General features: G+C 71.8%; 13 protein-coding genes. 7 read left to right on the top strand and 6 right to left on the bottom strand.

Annotation, left to right across the window (positions count from 1 at the left end; translation table 11 throughout):
• The 7 genes from EWV39_RS13580 to EWV39_RS13550 form a co-directional block, all read left to right on the top strand.
• Positions 1–369: aldehyde dehydrogenase family protein (locus EWV39_RS13580; protein WP_129661494.1), on the top strand; the 369-nt coding region annotated here is incomplete at its 5' end.
• Positions 370–404: 35 nt separating this feature from the next.
• Entirely contained in the window at positions 405–1835 is a 1431-nt protein-coding gene (locus tag EWV39_RS13575; protein WP_129661491.1) for a gamma-aminobutyraldehyde dehydrogenase, read from the top strand.
• A 182-nt stretch (positions 1836–2017) separates the two neighbouring features.
• Positions 2018–3358 carry a 4-aminobutyrate--2-oxoglutarate transaminase gene (gabT, locus tag EWV39_RS13570; RefSeq protein WP_129661488.1) on the top strand — a complete coding sequence of 447 codons (1341 nt, stop codon included), beginning with the start codon at positions 2018–2020 and terminating at the stop codon, positions 3356–3358.
• Positions 3359–3478: 120 nt separating this feature from the next.
• The gene (locus EWV39_RS13565) at positions 3479–4963 is read left to right on the top strand and encodes an amino acid permease (protein WP_129661485.1); all 1485 of its coding nucleotides are present in this window, start codon (positions 3479–3481) and stop codon (positions 4961–4963) included.
• 68 nt (positions 4964–5031) lie between these two features.
• On the top strand, positions 5032–5328 hold the full coding sequence (locus tag EWV39_RS13560; protein ID WP_129661482.1) for a PLD nuclease N-terminal domain-containing protein: 297 nt from the start codon (positions 5032–5034) through the stop codon (positions 5326–5328).
• Between the two features lie 177 nt (positions 5329–5505).
• The gene (locus tag EWV39_RS13555) at positions 5506–6039 is read left to right on the top strand and encodes a hypothetical protein (RefSeq protein WP_129661479.1); all 534 of its coding nucleotides are present in this window, start codon (positions 5506–5508) and stop codon (positions 6037–6039) included.
• A 168-nt stretch (positions 6040–6207) separates the two neighbouring features.
• The gene (locus tag EWV39_RS13550) at positions 6208–7452 is read left to right on the top strand and encodes a M20 metallopeptidase family protein (RefSeq protein WP_337589955.1); all 1245 of its coding nucleotides are present in this window, start codon (positions 6208–6210) and stop codon (positions 7450–7452) included.
• A 44-nt stretch (positions 7453–7496) separates the two neighbouring features.
• Here EWV39_RS13550 and EWV39_RS13545 read toward each other — a convergent pair whose 3' ends face one another.
• From EWV39_RS13545 to nhaA, 6 genes are all read right to left on the bottom strand, one after another.
• Entirely contained in the window at positions 7497–8084 is a 588-nt protein-coding gene (locus EWV39_RS13545) for an arsenic metallochaperone ArsD family protein (protein ID WP_238148370.1), read from the bottom strand.
• Positions 8085–8565: 481 nt separating this feature from the next.
• Positions 8566–10065 carry an alanine/glycine:cation symporter family protein gene (locus EWV39_RS13540; RefSeq protein WP_129661469.1) on the bottom strand — a complete coding sequence of 500 codons (1500 nt, stop codon included), beginning with the start codon at positions 10063–10065 and terminating at the stop codon, positions 8566–8568.
• Between the two features lie 139 nt (positions 10066–10204).
• Positions 10205–10927 (bottom strand): hypothetical protein, encoded by a 723-nt coding sequence (locus EWV39_RS13535; protein WP_129661466.1) that lies wholly within the window; start codon positions 10925–10927, stop codon positions 10205–10207.
• Positions 10924–14301: a bifunctional lysylphosphatidylglycerol synthetase/lysine--tRNA ligase LysX gene (lysX, locus tag EWV39_RS13530; RefSeq protein ID WP_129661463.1), complete on the bottom strand. Its 3378-nt coding sequence runs from the start codon at positions 14299–14301 to the stop codon at positions 10924–10926. Before lysX ends, EWV39_RS13535 begins: the two co-directional genes overlap by 4 nt.
• 44 nt (positions 14302–14345) lie before the next feature.
• On the bottom strand, positions 14346–15518 hold the full coding sequence (locus EWV39_RS13525) for an alpha/beta hydrolase (RefSeq protein ID WP_129661460.1): 1173 nt from the start codon (positions 15516–15518) through the stop codon (positions 14346–14348).
• A gap of 114 nt (positions 15519–15632) precedes the next feature.
• A complete protein-coding gene (gene nhaA / locus EWV39_RS13520; protein ID WP_238148369.1) occupies positions 15633–16913 on the bottom strand; it encodes a Na+/H+ antiporter NhaA in 1281 nt (426 codons plus the stop codon).
• Positions 16914–17142: the final 229 nt, after the last annotated feature.

Genomic DNA, 17142 nt, shown 5'->3' with positions numbered 1-17142 from the left:
TATTTCTACCGCCCGACGGTGCTGGTTGATGTGCCGGCTGATGCGCGGGTGGTGACCGAGGAGATCTTCGGTCCGGTGGCTCCGATCGTGACGTTCTCGACTGAGGGGGAGGCTTTCGAGTTGGCCAACGCCACGGAGTACGGTTTGGCTTCTTATGCTTACACGCAGGATCCTTCCCGGTTGTTCCGGCTTTCGGATCATTTGGAGTACGGCCTGATGGGTTTCAATGCCGGGGTGATTTCGAATGCTGCGGCGCCGTTTGGCGGGGTGAAGCAGTCCGGCCTGGGCCGCGAGGGCGGGGCCGAAGGGCTTGCGGAGTATACGACTGTTCAGTACATCGGGGTGAAGGACCCCTACGCGGGCCGCTGACCCGGCCCGCAGCACCGACCACACAGGAGGACACCATGGTCACTCGACTCAAGAACTTCATCAACGGGCGGTTCGTCGACTCGTCCGCCACCGATGTCCTGGACATCGTGAACCCGGTCGACGGCGAGACGGTCGCCCAGGCGCCGATCTCGACCGCCGAGGAGATCGACGCCGCCTTCGACGCCGCCCGCGAGGCCTTCAAGACCTTCCGGCGCACCACGCCCTCCGAGCGGCAGAAGATGCTGCTGGACCTGGCCGACGCGATGGAGGCCAACGCCCAGCGGCTGGCCGACACCCAGCACCGCAACACCGGCCAGCCCCGCGAGGCCATCATGAGCGAGGAGATCCACGGCGGCGCGGACCAGATCCGCTTCTTCGCCGGCGCCGCCCGGACCCTGGAGGGCAAGGCCGTCACCGAGTTCGTGGAGGACCACACCTCCTACGTCCGCCGGGAGCCGGTCGGCGTCGTCGCGCAGGTGACGCCCTGGAACTACCCGCTGGACATGGCGGTGTGGAAGCTCGGGCCGGCCCTGGCCGCGGGCAACACCGTGGTGCTCAAGCCCTCGGACACCACCCCGGAGTCGACCCTGGTGCTGGCCGAGCTGATCTCGGAGATCTTCCCGGCCGGCGTCGTGAACGTGGTCCTGGGCGACGGGAGCGTGGGGGCCGCGCTGGTCAGCCACCCGACCCCGCAGCTGGTCGCGATCACCGGCTCGGTGCGCGCCGGCCGGGCCGTGGCGAAGGCCGCCGCGGAGGACCTCAAGCAGACCCACCTGGAGCTCGGCGGCAAGGCCCCGGCCGTGGTCTTCGCCGACGCGGACCTGAAGCGCACCGCGAAGATGCTGACCGAGTTCGGCTACTTCAACGCCGGCCAGGACTGCACCGCGGTGACCCGCGTGCTGGTCGAGGAGTCGGCCCGCGAGGAGTTCACCCGCCTGCTGGTCGAGGCCGCCGAGGCCACCGCCACCGGCTCCGCGGACGACTCGGAGAACTACTACGGCCCGCTGAACAACGTGAACCACTTCAACACCGTCATGGAGAAGCTGGGCTCCCTGCCCGAGCACGCCGTGGTCGAGACCGGCGGCCGCCAGGTCGGCGAGAAGGGCTTCTTCGTCGCCCCGACCGTGATCTCCGGGGTCCGCCAGGACGACGCCATCGTCCAGGAGGAGACCTTCGGCCCGGTGCTCACCGTCCAGGGCTTCTCCTCCGAGGAGGAGGCCGTGGAGCTCTCCAACGACGTCCGCTACGCCCTGGCCTCCTCGGTGTGGACCTCGGACCACGGCACCGCCATGCGGGTCTCCCGGGACCTCGACTTCGGCTGCGTCTGGGTCAACACCCACGTGGTGCTGGCCGCCGAGATGCCGCACGGCGGATTCAAGGAGTCCGGCCACGGCAAGGACCTCTCGCAGTACGCGGTGGAGGAGTACACCCGCGTCAAGCACGTCATGCACGACATCAGCGCCTGACCCCGCGACCGCGCCCCGGTGGCCCGGTCCGGCCCTGTCGGCCCGGCACGGCCTCCCGCGGGTGAGGGGTGCCCCGCATCCGCGGTGGCGCCGACCCGCGACCGCGACCCGAGCCCCCGACGCCCGTCGGCGGCTCGGGTCGCCCACGTCTTCCACATCCACGTCAGAAAGAAGTGCCTCCCATGTCCGAGATCACCTACCGGCTGCCGCAGCAGATCCACCTGACCGACCAGTTCCCCGGTCCCCGCTCGCAGGAGCTCGCCGAGCGCCGCGGCAAGGCCGTGCCCGGCGGCGTCGCCAGCTCGGTCCCGGTCTATGCGGCCGACGCTGACGGCGGCGTGATCGTCGACGTCGACGGCAACTCGCTGGTGGACCTCGGCGCCGGCATCGCCGTGACCTCGGTGGGCGCCTCCGCCCCCAAGGTCGTGCAGGCCGTGCAGGAGTCCGCGCAGCACTTCACCCACACCTGCTTCATGGTCACCCCCTACGAGGGCTACGTGCAGGTCGCCGAGAAGATCAACGGCATGACGCCGGGCGACCACGAGAAGCGCACCGTGCTGTTCAACTCCGGCTCCGAGGCCGTGGAGAACGCGGTGAAGGTGGCGCGCTCGGCGACCGGGCGCAACGCCGTCGTCGTCTTCGACCACGCCTACCACGGCCGCACCAACCTGACCATGGCGCTCACGGCCAAGGCCGCGCCGTACAAGTCCGGCTTCGGCCCCTTCGCACCCGAGGTCTACCGGGTGCCGATGAACTACCCCTACCGCGAGGCCGCCCCGATCGGGGGCAAGGAGGCCGCGGAGCGGGCGATCCTGCAGATCGAGAAGCAGATCGGCGCGGACACCGTCGCGGCGATCCTGATCGAGCCGATCCAGGGCGAGGGCGGGTTCATCGTCCCCGAGGACGGCTTCCTGCCGCGCCTGGCCGAGTGGGCCAAGGAGAACGGCGTCGTGTTCATCGCCGACGAGGTCCAGGCCGGCTTCTGCCGCACCGGCGAGTGGTTCTCCGTGAACCACGAGGGCGTGGTGCCGGACCTGATGACCCTGGCCAAGGGGATCGCCGGCGGCATGCCGCTCTCCGCGGTGACCGGACGGGCGGACCTGCTCGACGCCGTCGGCCCCGGCGGGCTGGGCGGCACCTACGGCGGCAACCCGGTCGCCTGCGCCGCCGCGCTGGCCTCGATCGAGACCATGGAGGACTGGGACCTCAACGCCCGGGCGAAAGCCATCGAGGCGCAGGTCCGGGGCGTGCTGGACCCGCTGGCCGAGGAGCTCGACGTCGTGGGCGAGGTCCGCGGGCGCGGCGCGATGCTCGCGATCGAGCTGGTCGCCGACTCGGCTTCGAAGGCCCCGCACCCGAGCGCGGCGAAGGAGATCGCGGCGTACTGCCTGGAGCGCGGCGTCGTCATCCTGACCTGCGGCACCTACGGCAACGTGATCCGTCTGCTGCCCCCGCTGACCATCGGCGAGGACCTGCTGGGCCAGGCGCTGGACGTGCTGGTGGAAGCGATCCGCACCGTCTAGATTCATGTCAGGACGACGCCCCGGGACCTCCCTGCTGGGACGGCCCGGGGCGTCGTCGCGCGCGGTCCCGGACTTCCGCCGACGCCGCGGAGGAGTTCCCAGAGAGAAAGGCGGGGTCCAGTGCCCGCAGACAACGAGTCCCCCTACGACCGGCCGGTCTCCCCGCAGACCACCGCCGGGACCGTCCAGCCGCGGAGGAAGGCGGCGGGCGGGAGCAGGCTGCGCTCCCGGCACGTCACCATGATCACCCTCGGCGGCATCATCGGCGCGAGCCTCTTCGTCGGCTCGGGGAACGTGATCAGGAGCGTGGGGCCCGCCGCTGTCCTCTCGTACCTGATCGGCGGGCTGCTGGTCTTCCTCGCGATGCGCATGCTCGGCGAGATGGCCGCTGCGCGCCCGGCCATCGGCTCGTTCATGGAGTACGCGCGGGTGGGGCTCGGCGACTGGGCCGCGTACCTGGTGGGCTGGCTGTACTGGTACTTCTGGGTCGGGGTGCTGGCCTACGAGGCGGTGCTCGGCGGGGAGACGCTGGGCGGCTGGTTCCCCTTCCTCCCGGCGTGGGGGTGGTCGCTGCTGCTGCTCGCGGTGTTCGTGGGGACCAACCTGATCTCCGTGCGGACGTTCGGCGAGGTCGAGTTCTGGCTGGCGAGCATCAAGGTGCTCGCAATCGTCGTCTTCCTCGTGGCCGGCGTGCTCTACGCCCTGGGGCTGTGGCCCGACGCCGCCTTCGCCGTCCCCAACCTCTGGGAGCACGGCGGCTTCGCTCCCCACGGCTTCGGGGTGGCCTTCACCGGCGTCGCGCTGGTGATCTTCTCCTACTTCGGCACGGAGATCGCGGTGATGGCCTCCGCCGAGTCCGAGGACCCGGCCAAGGGCATCCGGCAGGCGACCAGCACGGTCATCTGGCGCATCCTGCTGTTCTTCGTCGGCGCCGTGCTGGTCATCGTGACGATCGTGCCGTGGGACGAGCTGCCCGAGCCGACCGACGTCTCCAACGCGCCCTTCACCTACGTGTTCACCCTCTTCGGGCTGCCCGGCGCGGCCACGGTGATGCAGCTGATCATCTTCACCGCCGTGCTCTCGGTGCTGAACTCCGGCCTGTATTCCGCCTCGCGCATGTTCGCCGCGCTGGCCCAGGAGGGCTTCGCCCCGCGGATTGTGGCGAAGCGCTCGCGGCGCGGGGTCCCCGTGGCCGCGCTGTTGGCCTCGACCGTCGGCGGGGTGGCGGCAGCGATCGTGAACTTCGCGGCCCCCGGCACCGGGATCTTCCAGTTCATCATGAACTCCGCCGGCCTGGTCGCGCTCTTCGTCTACGTGTTCATCGCCCTGACGCAGATGCGCCTGCGCCAGAGGATGACGCCGGAAGAGGTCGCCGGGCTCAAGCTCAGGATGTGGCTGCACCCGTGGCTGAACATCCTGCTGATCGCGGCGATCGGCGCGGTGCTGGTGATCATGCTGATGTCCGAGGACGGCCGGACGCAGGTCTGGACCAGCCTGATCGCGACGGCGGTGCTCGTCCTGTTCTGGCCGCTGGTGCGTCGGAGCCTCGCCCGGCGCCGGGTGGCCGCCGCGGCGACGTCGTCCTCGGAGGCCGGGCGGGAGTAGAGCCAGCCCTACCCCGCTCGATAGGTGGCTCTGATGTCCGGCACGACGCCGCACGGGAGAGTGGAGGCATGAACTTCACGACACCTGACATCCTCCTCCTCATCGGCTTCGGCCTGGTCGCCGCGGCGGCCATCGCCCTCTTCGTCGGCGCGCTGATCTCGGTGATGATCTCCGAGCGCTACACCGGCGCGGGGAAGATCCTGTGGGCCCTGGCCATCTTCGCCTTCCCGTTCCTCGGCCCGGTCACGTGGTTCCTGGTGGGGCGCACCCACCGGCTCGAGGTCGACCAGCCGGCGCCGGGCTGGGCCGCTGAGGACCGGGGACCCGGCATCGGACGGCGGTACTCGGCGGCCTCGGGCGCCTGAGGCACTGGGGTCCTGAGGGGCCACCTGTGCCGGTCTGGCTCGGCCGGGGCGCCCGGGGGACCTTCCGGGCGCGCCGGGGGTCCCTCCGGGTGCGCTTCATCCCAGCCCCGGTCCTTGCGGCACCTTGAGGCGAGCTGAAAACCTGGGAGGATGCTGACGAGGAAGCGTGAGAGGCCGGTGACCCGGAGCCCCTGGTGGACGTTCTCGTGGTTCCTGGTGGCCCTCGCGGTCGCGCTGGGGGCCGCCTCCCTGCTCGCGCGCTGGTGGGGAACGACCACGCCATGGCTGCTTCCCCCGCTGCTCGGCCTCCTGCTCCTGGTCCTCCTCGGCGCCCGGAGGACCTCCGCGCCGAACGGTGCCTACGGCATCGCCGGGCGGGGCGCGCGCAGCGAGGGCCGGGTCGAGGTTCCCGCGGGCCTCGACGACGTCCCGAGCCTCCTCGAGGACGCCGTGGCGCGGATCCCCTCCCTGAGAGTGGAGTCGCTGTCGCCCGCCACTGCCCGCGTGACGCGCGGGCTCTCGTGGTGGTCGTGGGGCGAGCGGATCACCCTCAGGTGCCGCCCGGTGGGCGAGGGCTTCATCGAGATCAGCGCCCGGTGCGCCCCCACCTTCTGGCTCACCGTCTACGACTGGGGGCAGGGGGCCGCGGACCTGGAGCTGCTGTTCGGCGAGCTCGAGCGGGAGGCCTCCCGGGACGCGTCCGCCCGCTGAGCCCGACGACGCCGGGGTGCCGACGTCGTCGTGCCCGAGGGGTGAAGGACCTCACCCCGTGCGCGCGGCGTCGCGCACCGGAGCCGGGCGTAGGATCGGATGCCGCGGGCCAGGCAGACCCGTCGACGCTCGACGCGCCGTCCCAGCACATGTGCACGGAGGCATCCTTTGGCAGCGGTTCCCACCACCACTCAGACAGGGCTCGCGGAGACGACCCGGCGCTTCGCGGAGGAGGTCCTCCCCCTTGCGACGTCGCTGCGCGAGCTGCGACGCGACCTGCACCGCCACCCGGAGCTCGGGAACCACCTGCCCCGGACCCAGGCCGCGGTCCTCGCCGCGCTGGAGGGGCTGCCGCTGCGCATCGTCGAGGGCGAGTCCCTGAGCTCGGTGGTCGCGGTCCTCGAGGGAGCCCGTCCTGGGCCGGCCGTGCTGCTGCGCGGGGACATGGACGCCCTGCCCGTGCGGGAGAACAGCGGGGAGGAGTTCTCCTCCCTCAACGAGAACATGCACGCCTGCGGTCACGACCTGCACACCGCCGGCCTGGTCGGCGCCGCCCGACTGCTCAGCGCCCACCGGGAGGAGCTGGCCGGCAGCATCGTCTTCATGTTCCAGCCCGGCGAGGAGGGCCCCGGCGGGGCGCAGCCGATGATCGAGGAGGGGCTGCTGCAGGTCACCGGCGAGCGGCCGGTCGCCGCTTACGGCATCCACGTGATGCCGCGGGGCAGCGGTCTCGCGGTCTACCGGCCCGGTCCCATCATGGCCGGCTCCTACGTCCTGAGCGCGAGCATGAAGGGCAAGGGCGGCCACGGCTCGACGCCGTCCGCCTCCGTGGACCCGGTGCCCCCGCTCGTGGAGTTCGTCGGTGCCCTGCAGGCCGCCGTGACGAGGGAGTTCAACGTCTTCGACCCGGTCGTGGCGACCGTGACCCAGCTCCGGGCGGGAGGGGACGCGCCGAACGTCATCGGCGACATGGCGAGCTGCGGCGCCACCGTGCGGGCCATGACCCGGCAGACGGGGGAGCGGTTCGGCGAGGTGGCCGAGCGCCTGGCCGCCGGCATCGCCGCCGCGCACGGCTGCGAGGCGGAGGTCCGGTACGAGGTCGTGTACCCGCCCACCGCCTCCGACCCCGCCGAGGCGGAGTTCGCGGCCGCCACGCTGCGCGGGGTGCTGGGGGAGGAGAAGGTCGTCGAGGCCCCGCACGCCGTGATGGGCTCCGAGGACTTCTCCTACGTGCTGGAGCAGGTCCCCGGGGCGTTCATCTTCATGGGGGCGGCGCCCCCGGACGTGGATCCGGCCGAGGCGGCGGTCAACCACTCGGCGGAGGCGCGCTTCGACGACGCCGTGCTGCCGACCCAGGCCGCCGCGCTGGCGGCGCTGGCCTTCGAGCGGCTCGCGCGGGCCGAGGAGGGCTGAGGGGGGCGGGGCCGCTCCCGGCCGCCCGGCGTCGTGCCGTCAGCTCAGTGGCCCCCGCACTCGCAGGAGCCGCCGCAGCACCCGCCCGAGGCCGGGCGCTGCTCGCCCCCCGTCGCGCTCTCGCCGCCCTCCGGGAGGCCGTCCCCAGCGTCGCCTCCCATGAGGTTGCGGCGCTCGCCGATCTCGGGGCCGCCGCGCGGGGTCTCCGCGACGCCGGCGAGGACCGCTGCGAACCCCGAGGGCTGGGGCCGCTCGGCGGACGCCCCGGTCTGGCCGGGGAGCGCCCGGCCGCCGGGGCCGCACGCGGCGGCCGCCGCGGAGAAGCGGGGATCCTTGCGCTTGGGCTCGTCGGCCCGGGCGAAGCGCTGCATCTGCTCGCTCGTGGGGTACATCCACGAGGCCACGATGCGGGGGCCGAGCAGGGTGATCGGGAGGACGGCATCGCCGGATGCCGCGATCATGTCCGCCACGTGCTCGCACTGCTCGAAGGCCCAGGAGTCCTCGTCACGGACGTAGACGGTGATCGGGTACCCCTGCTGCGCGAGCTCCGCGGCGGCGTCGAGGAACTCCTCGCGCTCCGCGTCCTGCGGGCCGCCCGCCGGGATGAAGACCTCGACCTCGGTGTATGCCACGCTGACCTCCCAAGAGTTGTGCGCGTCCATTGTGTCACGACGCCGTCCCGCTCGCTCCTCCGGATGACCCCGCGAGGCGTGCGCTCGGCGACCATCGTGGCGGGGATCCTGGGCGTTTGGGGAGGGGGATGAGGGGGGGCGGGGAGGGCCGTCTGCGTGGAAAAGGGACAACCGTGGGGAAAGCATGGAGGTGTGCTCAACTAGCGCTTTTCGGAGGTTTCGTTCCGAAAAACAGAAGCGGCTCATGACCCGTGCGGAGGCACGGGCGGCAGATTTCCGGCAGGAAACCTCCGAAAAGCGCTAGTTGGCTGCACGCCATGTCTTGCCGCCATGTCTTGACGCCGCCGGCGCAGAGCGAACCCGCCGCCGACGCGGCCCCCTCGCGGGCGCCGTGGTTTCTCCGTGAGACGAGGTCTCACGTCCGGCTGACGCGCCGCCCGTCTCGCCCCACGAGGAGGCGTGACGGGCGGCGGACCGGAGCCTAGCGGCGCCCCGCCTTCTGCTTCTTGCCCGCGAAGTGGTCCACCCAGAACTGCCGCGTGGTCACCTCGTCGTCGCCGTCCCACACCTCGACGCCGGTGATCTCCGGCAGGTCCGAGGCGCGGAAGATCGGCTCCTGGCCGGACTTCCGCTCCCGCTGGTAGTGCTTCATGACCTTCACCGCCACGTTCGACAGCAGCGCGACGGCGATGAGGTTGAGGAAGGCCATGAACGCCATGAAGAGGTCGGCGGCCGCCCAGGCGAGGTCGAGGGCGATCACCGCGCCGATGAACACGCAGGCGAGAACCAGGATGCGGTAGACCTGCAGGGCCGCCGTGGAGTTGGTGAGGAACTGGATGTTGGACTCGCCGTAGTAGTAGTTGCCGATCACCGAGGTGAAGGCGAACAGGAAGATCGCGACCGTCAGGAAGTGCAGAGCCCAGTCGCCCAGCTGCGCGGAGAGCGCGGTCTGGGTCAGCGCCGCGCCCTGCGCCGAGTCGCCGAACGTCGGGTTGGACAGCAGCACGATGAAGGCCGTGATCGAGCAGATGATCATAGTGTCGAAGTAGACGCCGAGGGACTGGACCAGGCCCTGCTTGGCCGGGTGGGAGACGGCCGCGGTGGCGCCGGCGTTGGGGGAGGAGCCCATGCCCGCCTCGTTGGAGAACAGCCCGCGCCGCATGCCGGTGATGATCACGCCGATCAGGCCGCCGGTCACGAACTCCCGGATGCCGAAGGCCCCTTCGATGATCTGCATGAACATCGCCGGGACCTCGCCGATGTTGAGCGCCACGACGATCAGGCCCAGCAGGACGTACAGGACGGCCATGACCGGGACGACGACCTGGCTGACGGCCGAGATCGAGCGCACGCCGCCGAAGATGACCAGCGCCGTGGCCGCCACGAGGACCAGGCCGATGACGACCTTCAGGCCGGGGCTCTCGGCGAGCCCCTCGGAGAAGTAGGAGGTGGACTGGGAGACGGCGTCCACGATCGAGTTGGACTGCACCGAGTTGAAGGCGAAGCCGTAGGTGATGCAGATGATGACGGCGAAGATCATGCCCATCCACCGGGCCTTGAGACCGCGCTGCATGTAGTAGGCGGGCCCGCCGACGTAGGCGTCGCGCCCGTGGTGCTTGTACAGCTGGGCCAGCAGCGACTCGACGAAGGCGCTGGCGCCCCCGATGGCGGCCATGAGCCACATCCAGAACACGGCGCCGGGACCGCCCAGGCTGATGGCCAGGGCGACGCCGGCGATGTTGCCGGTGCCGACGCGGGCGGCCGCCGAGATCGTGAAGGCCCGGAAGGAGGAGATCTGCTTCCGGCCGTCGGGGCCCCTGCCGCCGGGCTCGCCCACCACGCGGAGCATCTCCGGGATGGCCCGGAACTGCACGGCGCCGGTGCGGATGGTCAGGTACAGGCCGACGCCGAGCAGGACGATGAACATGACGCTCCAGACGGAGTCGCCGATCGAGGTGACCAGTTCGGTCAAAGCTTCCATGGTGTGAACTTTCGAGCGAGTGACAGGGGCACCCGGGCCGGCGCGGGATCGCCGCGGCGCCGGTGCGGTTGCGCGTCACCTTACCCGCTGGAGGGTGAGGAGGAGAACATTGCGGCCGGGTCCCGCGACGCCGTCGGGCTCAGAGCTGCCCGGAGGGGTCGATGAGGAACCTGCCGAGGAGGAGGTACTTGCCGGCGTCGAGGAGCATGAGGGCGCAGACCGCCGCGACGCCGAGGGGGAGGATCAGGTTCACCCAGCGCCGCGCCGCCGCCCAGGCCCTCCCGATCAGCCGGGCCGCCCGCCGGTGCTGGTTCGCCATGACGGCTCCGCACAGCACCGCCAGCGGGGCCTGTGAGACGAGCGTCCACAGGCCCATCCCCACCACGACGGCCCACAGCGGCTGGTGCCCCGAGAGCCCGGTGGCCAGGACGAAGGGTGGATCCGAGGTCACGAGCGCCACGAATCCCACCGCGACCAGCAGCAGGCCGGCGAAGCTGCGGTCCCGCTCCGCCTCGGGCGCCCGGTTCCGGCGCCTCCACCGGCAGACCGCGTAGACCAGGCCCGCCAGCGCGGCGGCGACCTCCATCCATGCGACCACCGCGCCGGCCCGCAGCAGGTGCCCCCACGGGATCGCGTCCAGGCGCTCGCCGACCAGCAGGGAGAGCGCGATCCCCCACAGCGCGGTCCCGCCGATCAGCACGATCCCGAAGGCCAGCACCGCGCGCCGGACCCGCCGCGCGGCGTGCGGGCTGCTCGCCGGCCGGGAGGCCATGTAGACGGCCGCGATGAGCGGGGGAGCGGGGTCCAGGCCGCCCAGGCCCAGCGCGCCCGCGGAGGCGATGAACGCACCGGGCTCCATCATCCGGCCGCGGGCCCCTGCTCCGCGGCCGTCCTGGCCGCGCTCCGCGCGCGGGTGCCGGTGCCCGGGCGGACGAAGGGGAAGGCCAGCACGCCGCGGATCGGCGCACCGGTCAGCATCATGATCAAGCGGTCGACGCCGATGCCGAGCCCGCCGGTGGGCGGCATCCCGGTCTCCAGGGCGTCGAGGAAGTCCTCGTCCACCTGCATCGCCTCGAGGTCGCCGGCCGCGGCCTTCAGCGACTGCTCGGTCAGCCGGCGACGCTGCTCCAGCGCGTCGGCCATCTCGGAGTAGGCGGTGCCCATCTCGGTCCCGTTGATCACCAGGTCCCAGCGCTCCGCCAGGCCGGGCTCGGTGCGGTGGGGGCCGGCCAGGGGCGAGGTCTCCACGGGGAAGTCCCTGTAGAACGTGGGCCGGGAGGTCCTGGCCTCCACGAGCTCGCCGTAGAGCTCCTCGATGATCGCGCCCGGGCCCATGTCGTCCCGGACGTGGATCTCGTGCTGGCGGGCCAGCTCCAGGAGGACCTCGATGTCTGTCCCCAGCGTGATGGGACGGCCCACGGCGTCGGACAGCGCCTGGCACACGGAGACCACCGGCCACGGCCCGGAGACGTCCACCAGCTCGGCGGGCTCCTGCGGGTCCTTCGGGTCCGGCCCGAGCCGCAGCGGCAGGACCTCGCGGCCGAAGACCTCCCGGGCGGCGTCCTTGAGCATCCGCTCGGTCAGGCGCTTCATGCCCATGTAGTCCTCGTGCGGCCGGTAGGCCTCCAGGACCGTGAACTCGGGGTTGTGGGTCGCGTCGGCGCCCTCGTTGCGGAAGTCCCGGCCCAGCTCGTAGACCGGGCCCATGTCCCCCACCACGAGGCGCTTGAGGTACAGCTCGGGGGCGATGCGCAGGGTCAGGTCGACGCCGTAGGCGTTGATGAAGGTCTTGAACGGCCGGGCCGAGGCGCCGCCGTGGACGACGTTGAGCATCGGCGTCTCGACCTCGAGGAAGCCGCGCTCGTCCAGGGTCCGCCGGATCGAGCGGATCGTGGCCGAGCGGATGCGCAGCCGCCGGGACTCCTCGGGATTGACGATCAGGTCCATCGAGCGGCGCCGGAGCCGGGCCTCCGGGTCGGTGAAGGAGTCGAAGGGGATCGGGTGGAGGCACTTGGAGATGAGCTCCCACGACTCGACCAGCAGCGACGGCGTCCCGTTTCGGGAGGCGCCGGCCCGGCCGCGCAGCAGCAGGTGGTCCCCGGTGTCGACCCAGCGCGTCCGCCCCCGCGTCTCCGGTCCGCACGCGGCCTCCTCGAGGACCGCCTGGACGACGACGCCGTGCTCCACCAGGTCGAGGAAGGCCACCCCGCCGTGGCGGCGGATCGCCCGGACGCGGCCGGTCACGCAGAGCGACTCGGCTCCGCTCGCGCCCGCGGCCCCGGCCTCGATCCGCCGGGCCAGCTCGCCCACGGTCATGCCCTCGCCGGTGCCCTTGGGATACGGCTCGTACCCGGCCTCGCGCATCTGCCGCAGGTGCTCGATGCGGTGGCGGGTCTGGTCGGACCACCGCGGCGTCAGGTCCTCCGCGGCCAGCCGGTGTCGCTCGACCTCCCGCACGCGCTCCAGCTCCTCGGGCGTCAGCGTGCCCTCCGCGGAGGGCGTGCGCGCCAGCGCCTGGGGGAGGAAGCCCTCGGCGATGCCGGCGGAGACGCCGACGTTGAGCGTGGAGACCCGGGAGTCGACGCAGAGGAAGCGCGGCACCCAGTCCGGCGCGAACTTCTGGTTGAAGGTGTAGAGGCGCTCCAGCTGCAGGAACCTGTCGAGCACCCCCAGCACGGAGGAGTTCAGCCGGGTCAGCGCGCTGGCGCCGATCTCCTGCGAGCGCGCGAAGGTCTCCCGGAACATCGCGAAGTTCAGCGAGACCCGCGAGACGCCCAGGCCATCCGCCTCCTCCATGAGCTTGACGATCATGAACTCGGTGGTGCCGTTGGGGGAGTCGGGGGCGCGGCGCATCACGTCCAGGGAGACGCCGGTAGAGCCCCAGGGGACGAAGGAGAGCAGACCCACCGGCTCGCCGTCGGCGGTGTGCGCGGTGAGCAGGAGGCAGCGGGAGTCGGCCGGGTCGCCCAGGCGGTTCAGCGCCATCGAGAACCCGCGCTCGGCGCCGCCGTGGCGCCAGGCCTCCGAGCGCTCCAGCAGCTCGCGCAGCTCCGCCTCGGAGAGCTCGCCGTGGCGGCGGATCCGGTAGGTCATCCCCGCCCGGGAGAGGCGGGAGACCGTGTGCCGCAGCTCGGTCATGGAGGTGTTGTTGAGGGAGAAGCGGCCGGGGTGCAGGATCGCCTCGTCGCCCATGGGGATCACCGCCATCCCCGCGCGCACGTAGGCCCGGGCCCCGGCCTCGCCGGCGCTGATGGCGGCCGGGATCCAGGCGTAGGTGCGGGCCTCCCGCTTCCAGGCGTCGATCGCCGCGTCCCAGGAGGCGGGGTCGCCCACCGGGTCGCCCGAGGCGAGCGAGACCGAGCGGATCACGCGGTAGGAGACGGCGGCGCGCCCGTCGGGGGAGAAGACGGTCGACTTGTCGCGCCGGGTGGCGAAGTAGGAGAGGGAGTCCTGGTGGCCGTACTCGTGCAGCAGCCCGCGCAGGCGCACCTCCTGCTCCCCGGACCAGGAGTGGGTCGGCTTGCCCGAGCGGAGGAAGACCAGGATCGCGGCGATGGCGGCCAGGCCGTAGACGGTGGCGATGACCTGCACCTGCCAGTGGCGGACGTGGGGCAGCTGGGCGCCGATGCTGGGCGAGGTGATGCCCATGGCGTTCAGCAGCAGGGAGCCGATCTGCGACGCGGAGCCGGCGGGCACCATCAGCCACGCGACGAGCACCGCGACGCCTGCCCCGAGCAGCAGAACCCCCAGCGCCGCGCCGTACGAGGTCCCGCCGACCTTGGCGGGGAAGGCGCGCCGGGCGCGGAACAGCAGGACCAGCATCACCACGGCGACGACGGCGCCGATGTAGTCGAAGATCGGGCTGATCAGCGGCAGGCTGGCCATGAGGTCCTCGTCCTCCTCCCCGAGGACGGCCACGAGGCTGAGCGCGATCGCGATGACGATCCCCATCAGCTGGAAGAACATCGCCCCGAACAGGCCCACCCGCTTGCGCCGCAGCAGGGCCCAGAAGATCGCCCCGGAGACCACCACGCTGATGAGGCTGCGCTCGACCGGCAGGTTCACCACGCCGAACAGGAGCTCCACGAGGGTGTACCCGGCCCGCGGCGGCTTGGCGATCAGCAGGGCGAGGTTCACGATCAGGGCCAGGGCGTAGAGCCACGTGATCAGGCGCGCCGTGCGCTCGCCGCGGCCCCGTTCCGCGGCGGCGGTGCGCCGGGAGGCTGATCTGCTCATGCTGTCTCGTTTCGGTCGTGCGGGCTGCGGGGCCCACGGCGGGGTCAGGGGGCGAAGTAGGGGCTGGTGGAGCCGAGCCACTCGAGGCCCCGCTCCATGCCGGGGATCCAGACGTCGAGGGTGTGCCCGCCGGCGGGCACGTACTCGGCGGTCAGGGAGGTGGGCGGGAAGACGCTGCCGCGGAAGGCCTCCAGGGAGGGCCAGGAGAGGGAGTCGGCCTCGCTGGAGAAGTAGTGCAGGTTCACGGCGGGCTTCTCCGTGGAGGCGATCCGGGCGAGGTCGTACTTCGGGTCTTTCGGATCCGTCCACTCCTGGCCCTCGGAGTAGATGGGGGAGAAGTAGCCGGACTGGACCATGCCGGAGCCGAACAGGTCGGGGTGCCGCAGGGGCAGCATCGCCGCGCACCAGCCGCCGGCGCTGTAGCCCTCGGTGCTCCAAGCGCCGGGGGAGTTGATCACGCGGAGGTTGTTCTCGACCCAGGGCACCAGGTCCCGGGTCACGTAGGTCTCGACGCGGGGGGTCTCCACGCCGTCCTGGGACTTCGTGCCGTCCACGCACTCGCTGTCGTAGGTGCCGGGGAAGACGTCGGGGATCACCATGATCGCCTCCCGCATCTTCCCCGCCGCCACGGCGTCCTCGATCCTCTGCCCGTAGTCCACCGACTCGGAGTAGGTGTCCGGCGAGCCGGGGAAGCCGGTGAAGCCCAGGACGACCGGGTAGAACCGGTCGGGGTGCTGCAGGTAGGAGGCGGGCAGCCAGAGGGTGACGTCGTAGGTCTGGCCGCTCTGCGAGCCGGGCAGGGAGAAGGAGAGGTACTGCCCCTGCTGGGCGTCCTGGTCCAGGCGGGAGCCGAAGTCGGGGTTCGACGCCGGGTGGGCCTGGAGGTCGCTGGCCTGCTGGGAGACCTCGGCGGGGGTGACGTCCGCGGCCGGCGTCGAGCCGTAGACCTGGGAGCTGACGTTCCCGATGGCGGAGGGGTCGGCGAAGAGGTCGGCCCAGGAGGAGAACCAGTTGTTCTGCTTGTTCAGCAGCAGCCCCGTGCTGAGCAGGACCAGCACCGAGACCAGCAGCAGCGAGACGGCCTGGGCCAGGTGGGTGCGCAGGCTGCGCCGCCGCATCCGCGGGATGACGACGACGGCGGCGGCGAACACGGCCGCCGTGACCGCCGCGACGGTCCCGACGAGGCCCCACGACGTCAGCTCGAAGAAGTCCGCCATCTGTCCCCCGCATCGCCCGGCGCCTGTACTATAATCCATCACATTACGGCCGGCGCCCGAGGTTCTCCACGGACGACGCGTGGGAGTTCGCCGCGCGATCCCGGTACGCGCGTCTCAGGCGGCGCTGGCGAGGCGGCGGTAGTGCGCGTTCCGGACGGCGAGCAGCGCCGAGCCGAGCACCGCCGCCAGCAGCGAGCCGGTGAGGATGCCGACCTTGGCGGCGTCGTTCAGCTCCGACCCGACGCCGAAGCTCAGCTCGGCGATCAGCAGGGACACGGTGAACCCGATGCCGGCCACCAGGGCGAGCCCCACGACGTCGACCCACGCGATGTCGCGGTCCAGCTCGAGCCCCGGCACGCGGGTGACCAGCCAAGTGGTGACGAAGATCCCGACGCACTTGCCCAGCACGAGCCCCGCGATGATGCCGAGCCCCACCGCGGAGGTCACCGACTCCGCGAGGCCCGAGAAGCCGCCGACGGCCACGCCGGCGGAGAAGAACGCGAAGATCGGCACGCACACGGTGGCGGAGAGGGGCCGCACCCGGTGCTCGAGGACCTCGGAGAGGCCGACGGCTGCGTCGTCGGGCGTCCGGCGGGTCCGGGCGGCCGGGACGCAGAAGGCCAGCAGGACGCCCGCGATGGTCGCGTGCACCCCGGAGCCGAGGAACAGCGCCCACGTCACCACGCCCAGCGGCAGCAGCACGAGCCACGGTCCCCAGGTCCTGGTGGTCAGGAACCGCTCCGCGTACCGCGCCGCCAGGGCGAAGGCGACCAGCGGGATCAGCGCGAGGGCGAGGAAGCCGATGCGCAGGTCGGAGGTGTAGAACACGGCGATGATGGTGATGGCGATCAGGTCGTCCACCACGGCCAGGGTCAGCAGGAACATGCGCAGGGCGGCGGGCAGGTGCGAGCCGATCACGGCCAGCACCGAGACCGCGAAGGCGATGTCGGTGGCGGTGGGGATGGCCCAGCCGCCCACGGCCTCGGCGCCCCGGCCCGCGGTGAGGGCCAGGTAGATGAGGGCGGGCAGCGCGACGCCGCCCACCGCGGCGGCGATCGGCACCGCCGCCTTGCCCGGGCGGCGGAGGTCCCCGATCACGAACTCCTTCTTCAGCTCCAGCCCGACGATGAAGAAGAACACCGCGAGCAGCCCGTCGGCGGCCCAGTGCCCGATGGACAGGCGCAGGTCCAGGGAGCCCAGCTCGACGCCGAGGTAGTGGTCCCGCACGCCGAAGTACCCTCCGGCGGCGCCGGAGTTGGCGAGGATCAGGGCGAGGACGGTCGCGAGGATGAGGAAGACCCCGCCCATGGACTCCTTGCGGGAGAAGTCGCCCCACCGGGAGTGCTTCCGGTAGGGGTCGGCGGCGGGCTGGGACGCGGCGGTCTGCTGGGTCACGAAGGGGCTCCAGGGATCGGCTGACATTGTCTCTGCGCCCCGGAGGGGAGCGCAGGCCGACCAGACTTCCCGGCACACCTGATCCTCCATGGTAGAGAACGCGGCAGGCTGTGGCCAGGAGAGCGCGGCGGAAGGGCCCGTCTGGAGCCCCGGGAGGACGAACGCGCCGCCGGCATGGGGCGACCAGCCGGGTTTCCCAGGCATAATGTCTAAGACGCTCCGGACGACG

This window comes from Rothia halotolerans, assembly GCF_004136635.1.
Lineage (GTDB): Bacteria > Actinomycetota > Actinomycetes > Actinomycetales > Micrococcaceae > Rothia > Rothia halotolerans.
This window is presented reverse-complemented; position numbering and strand designations above follow the sequence as displayed.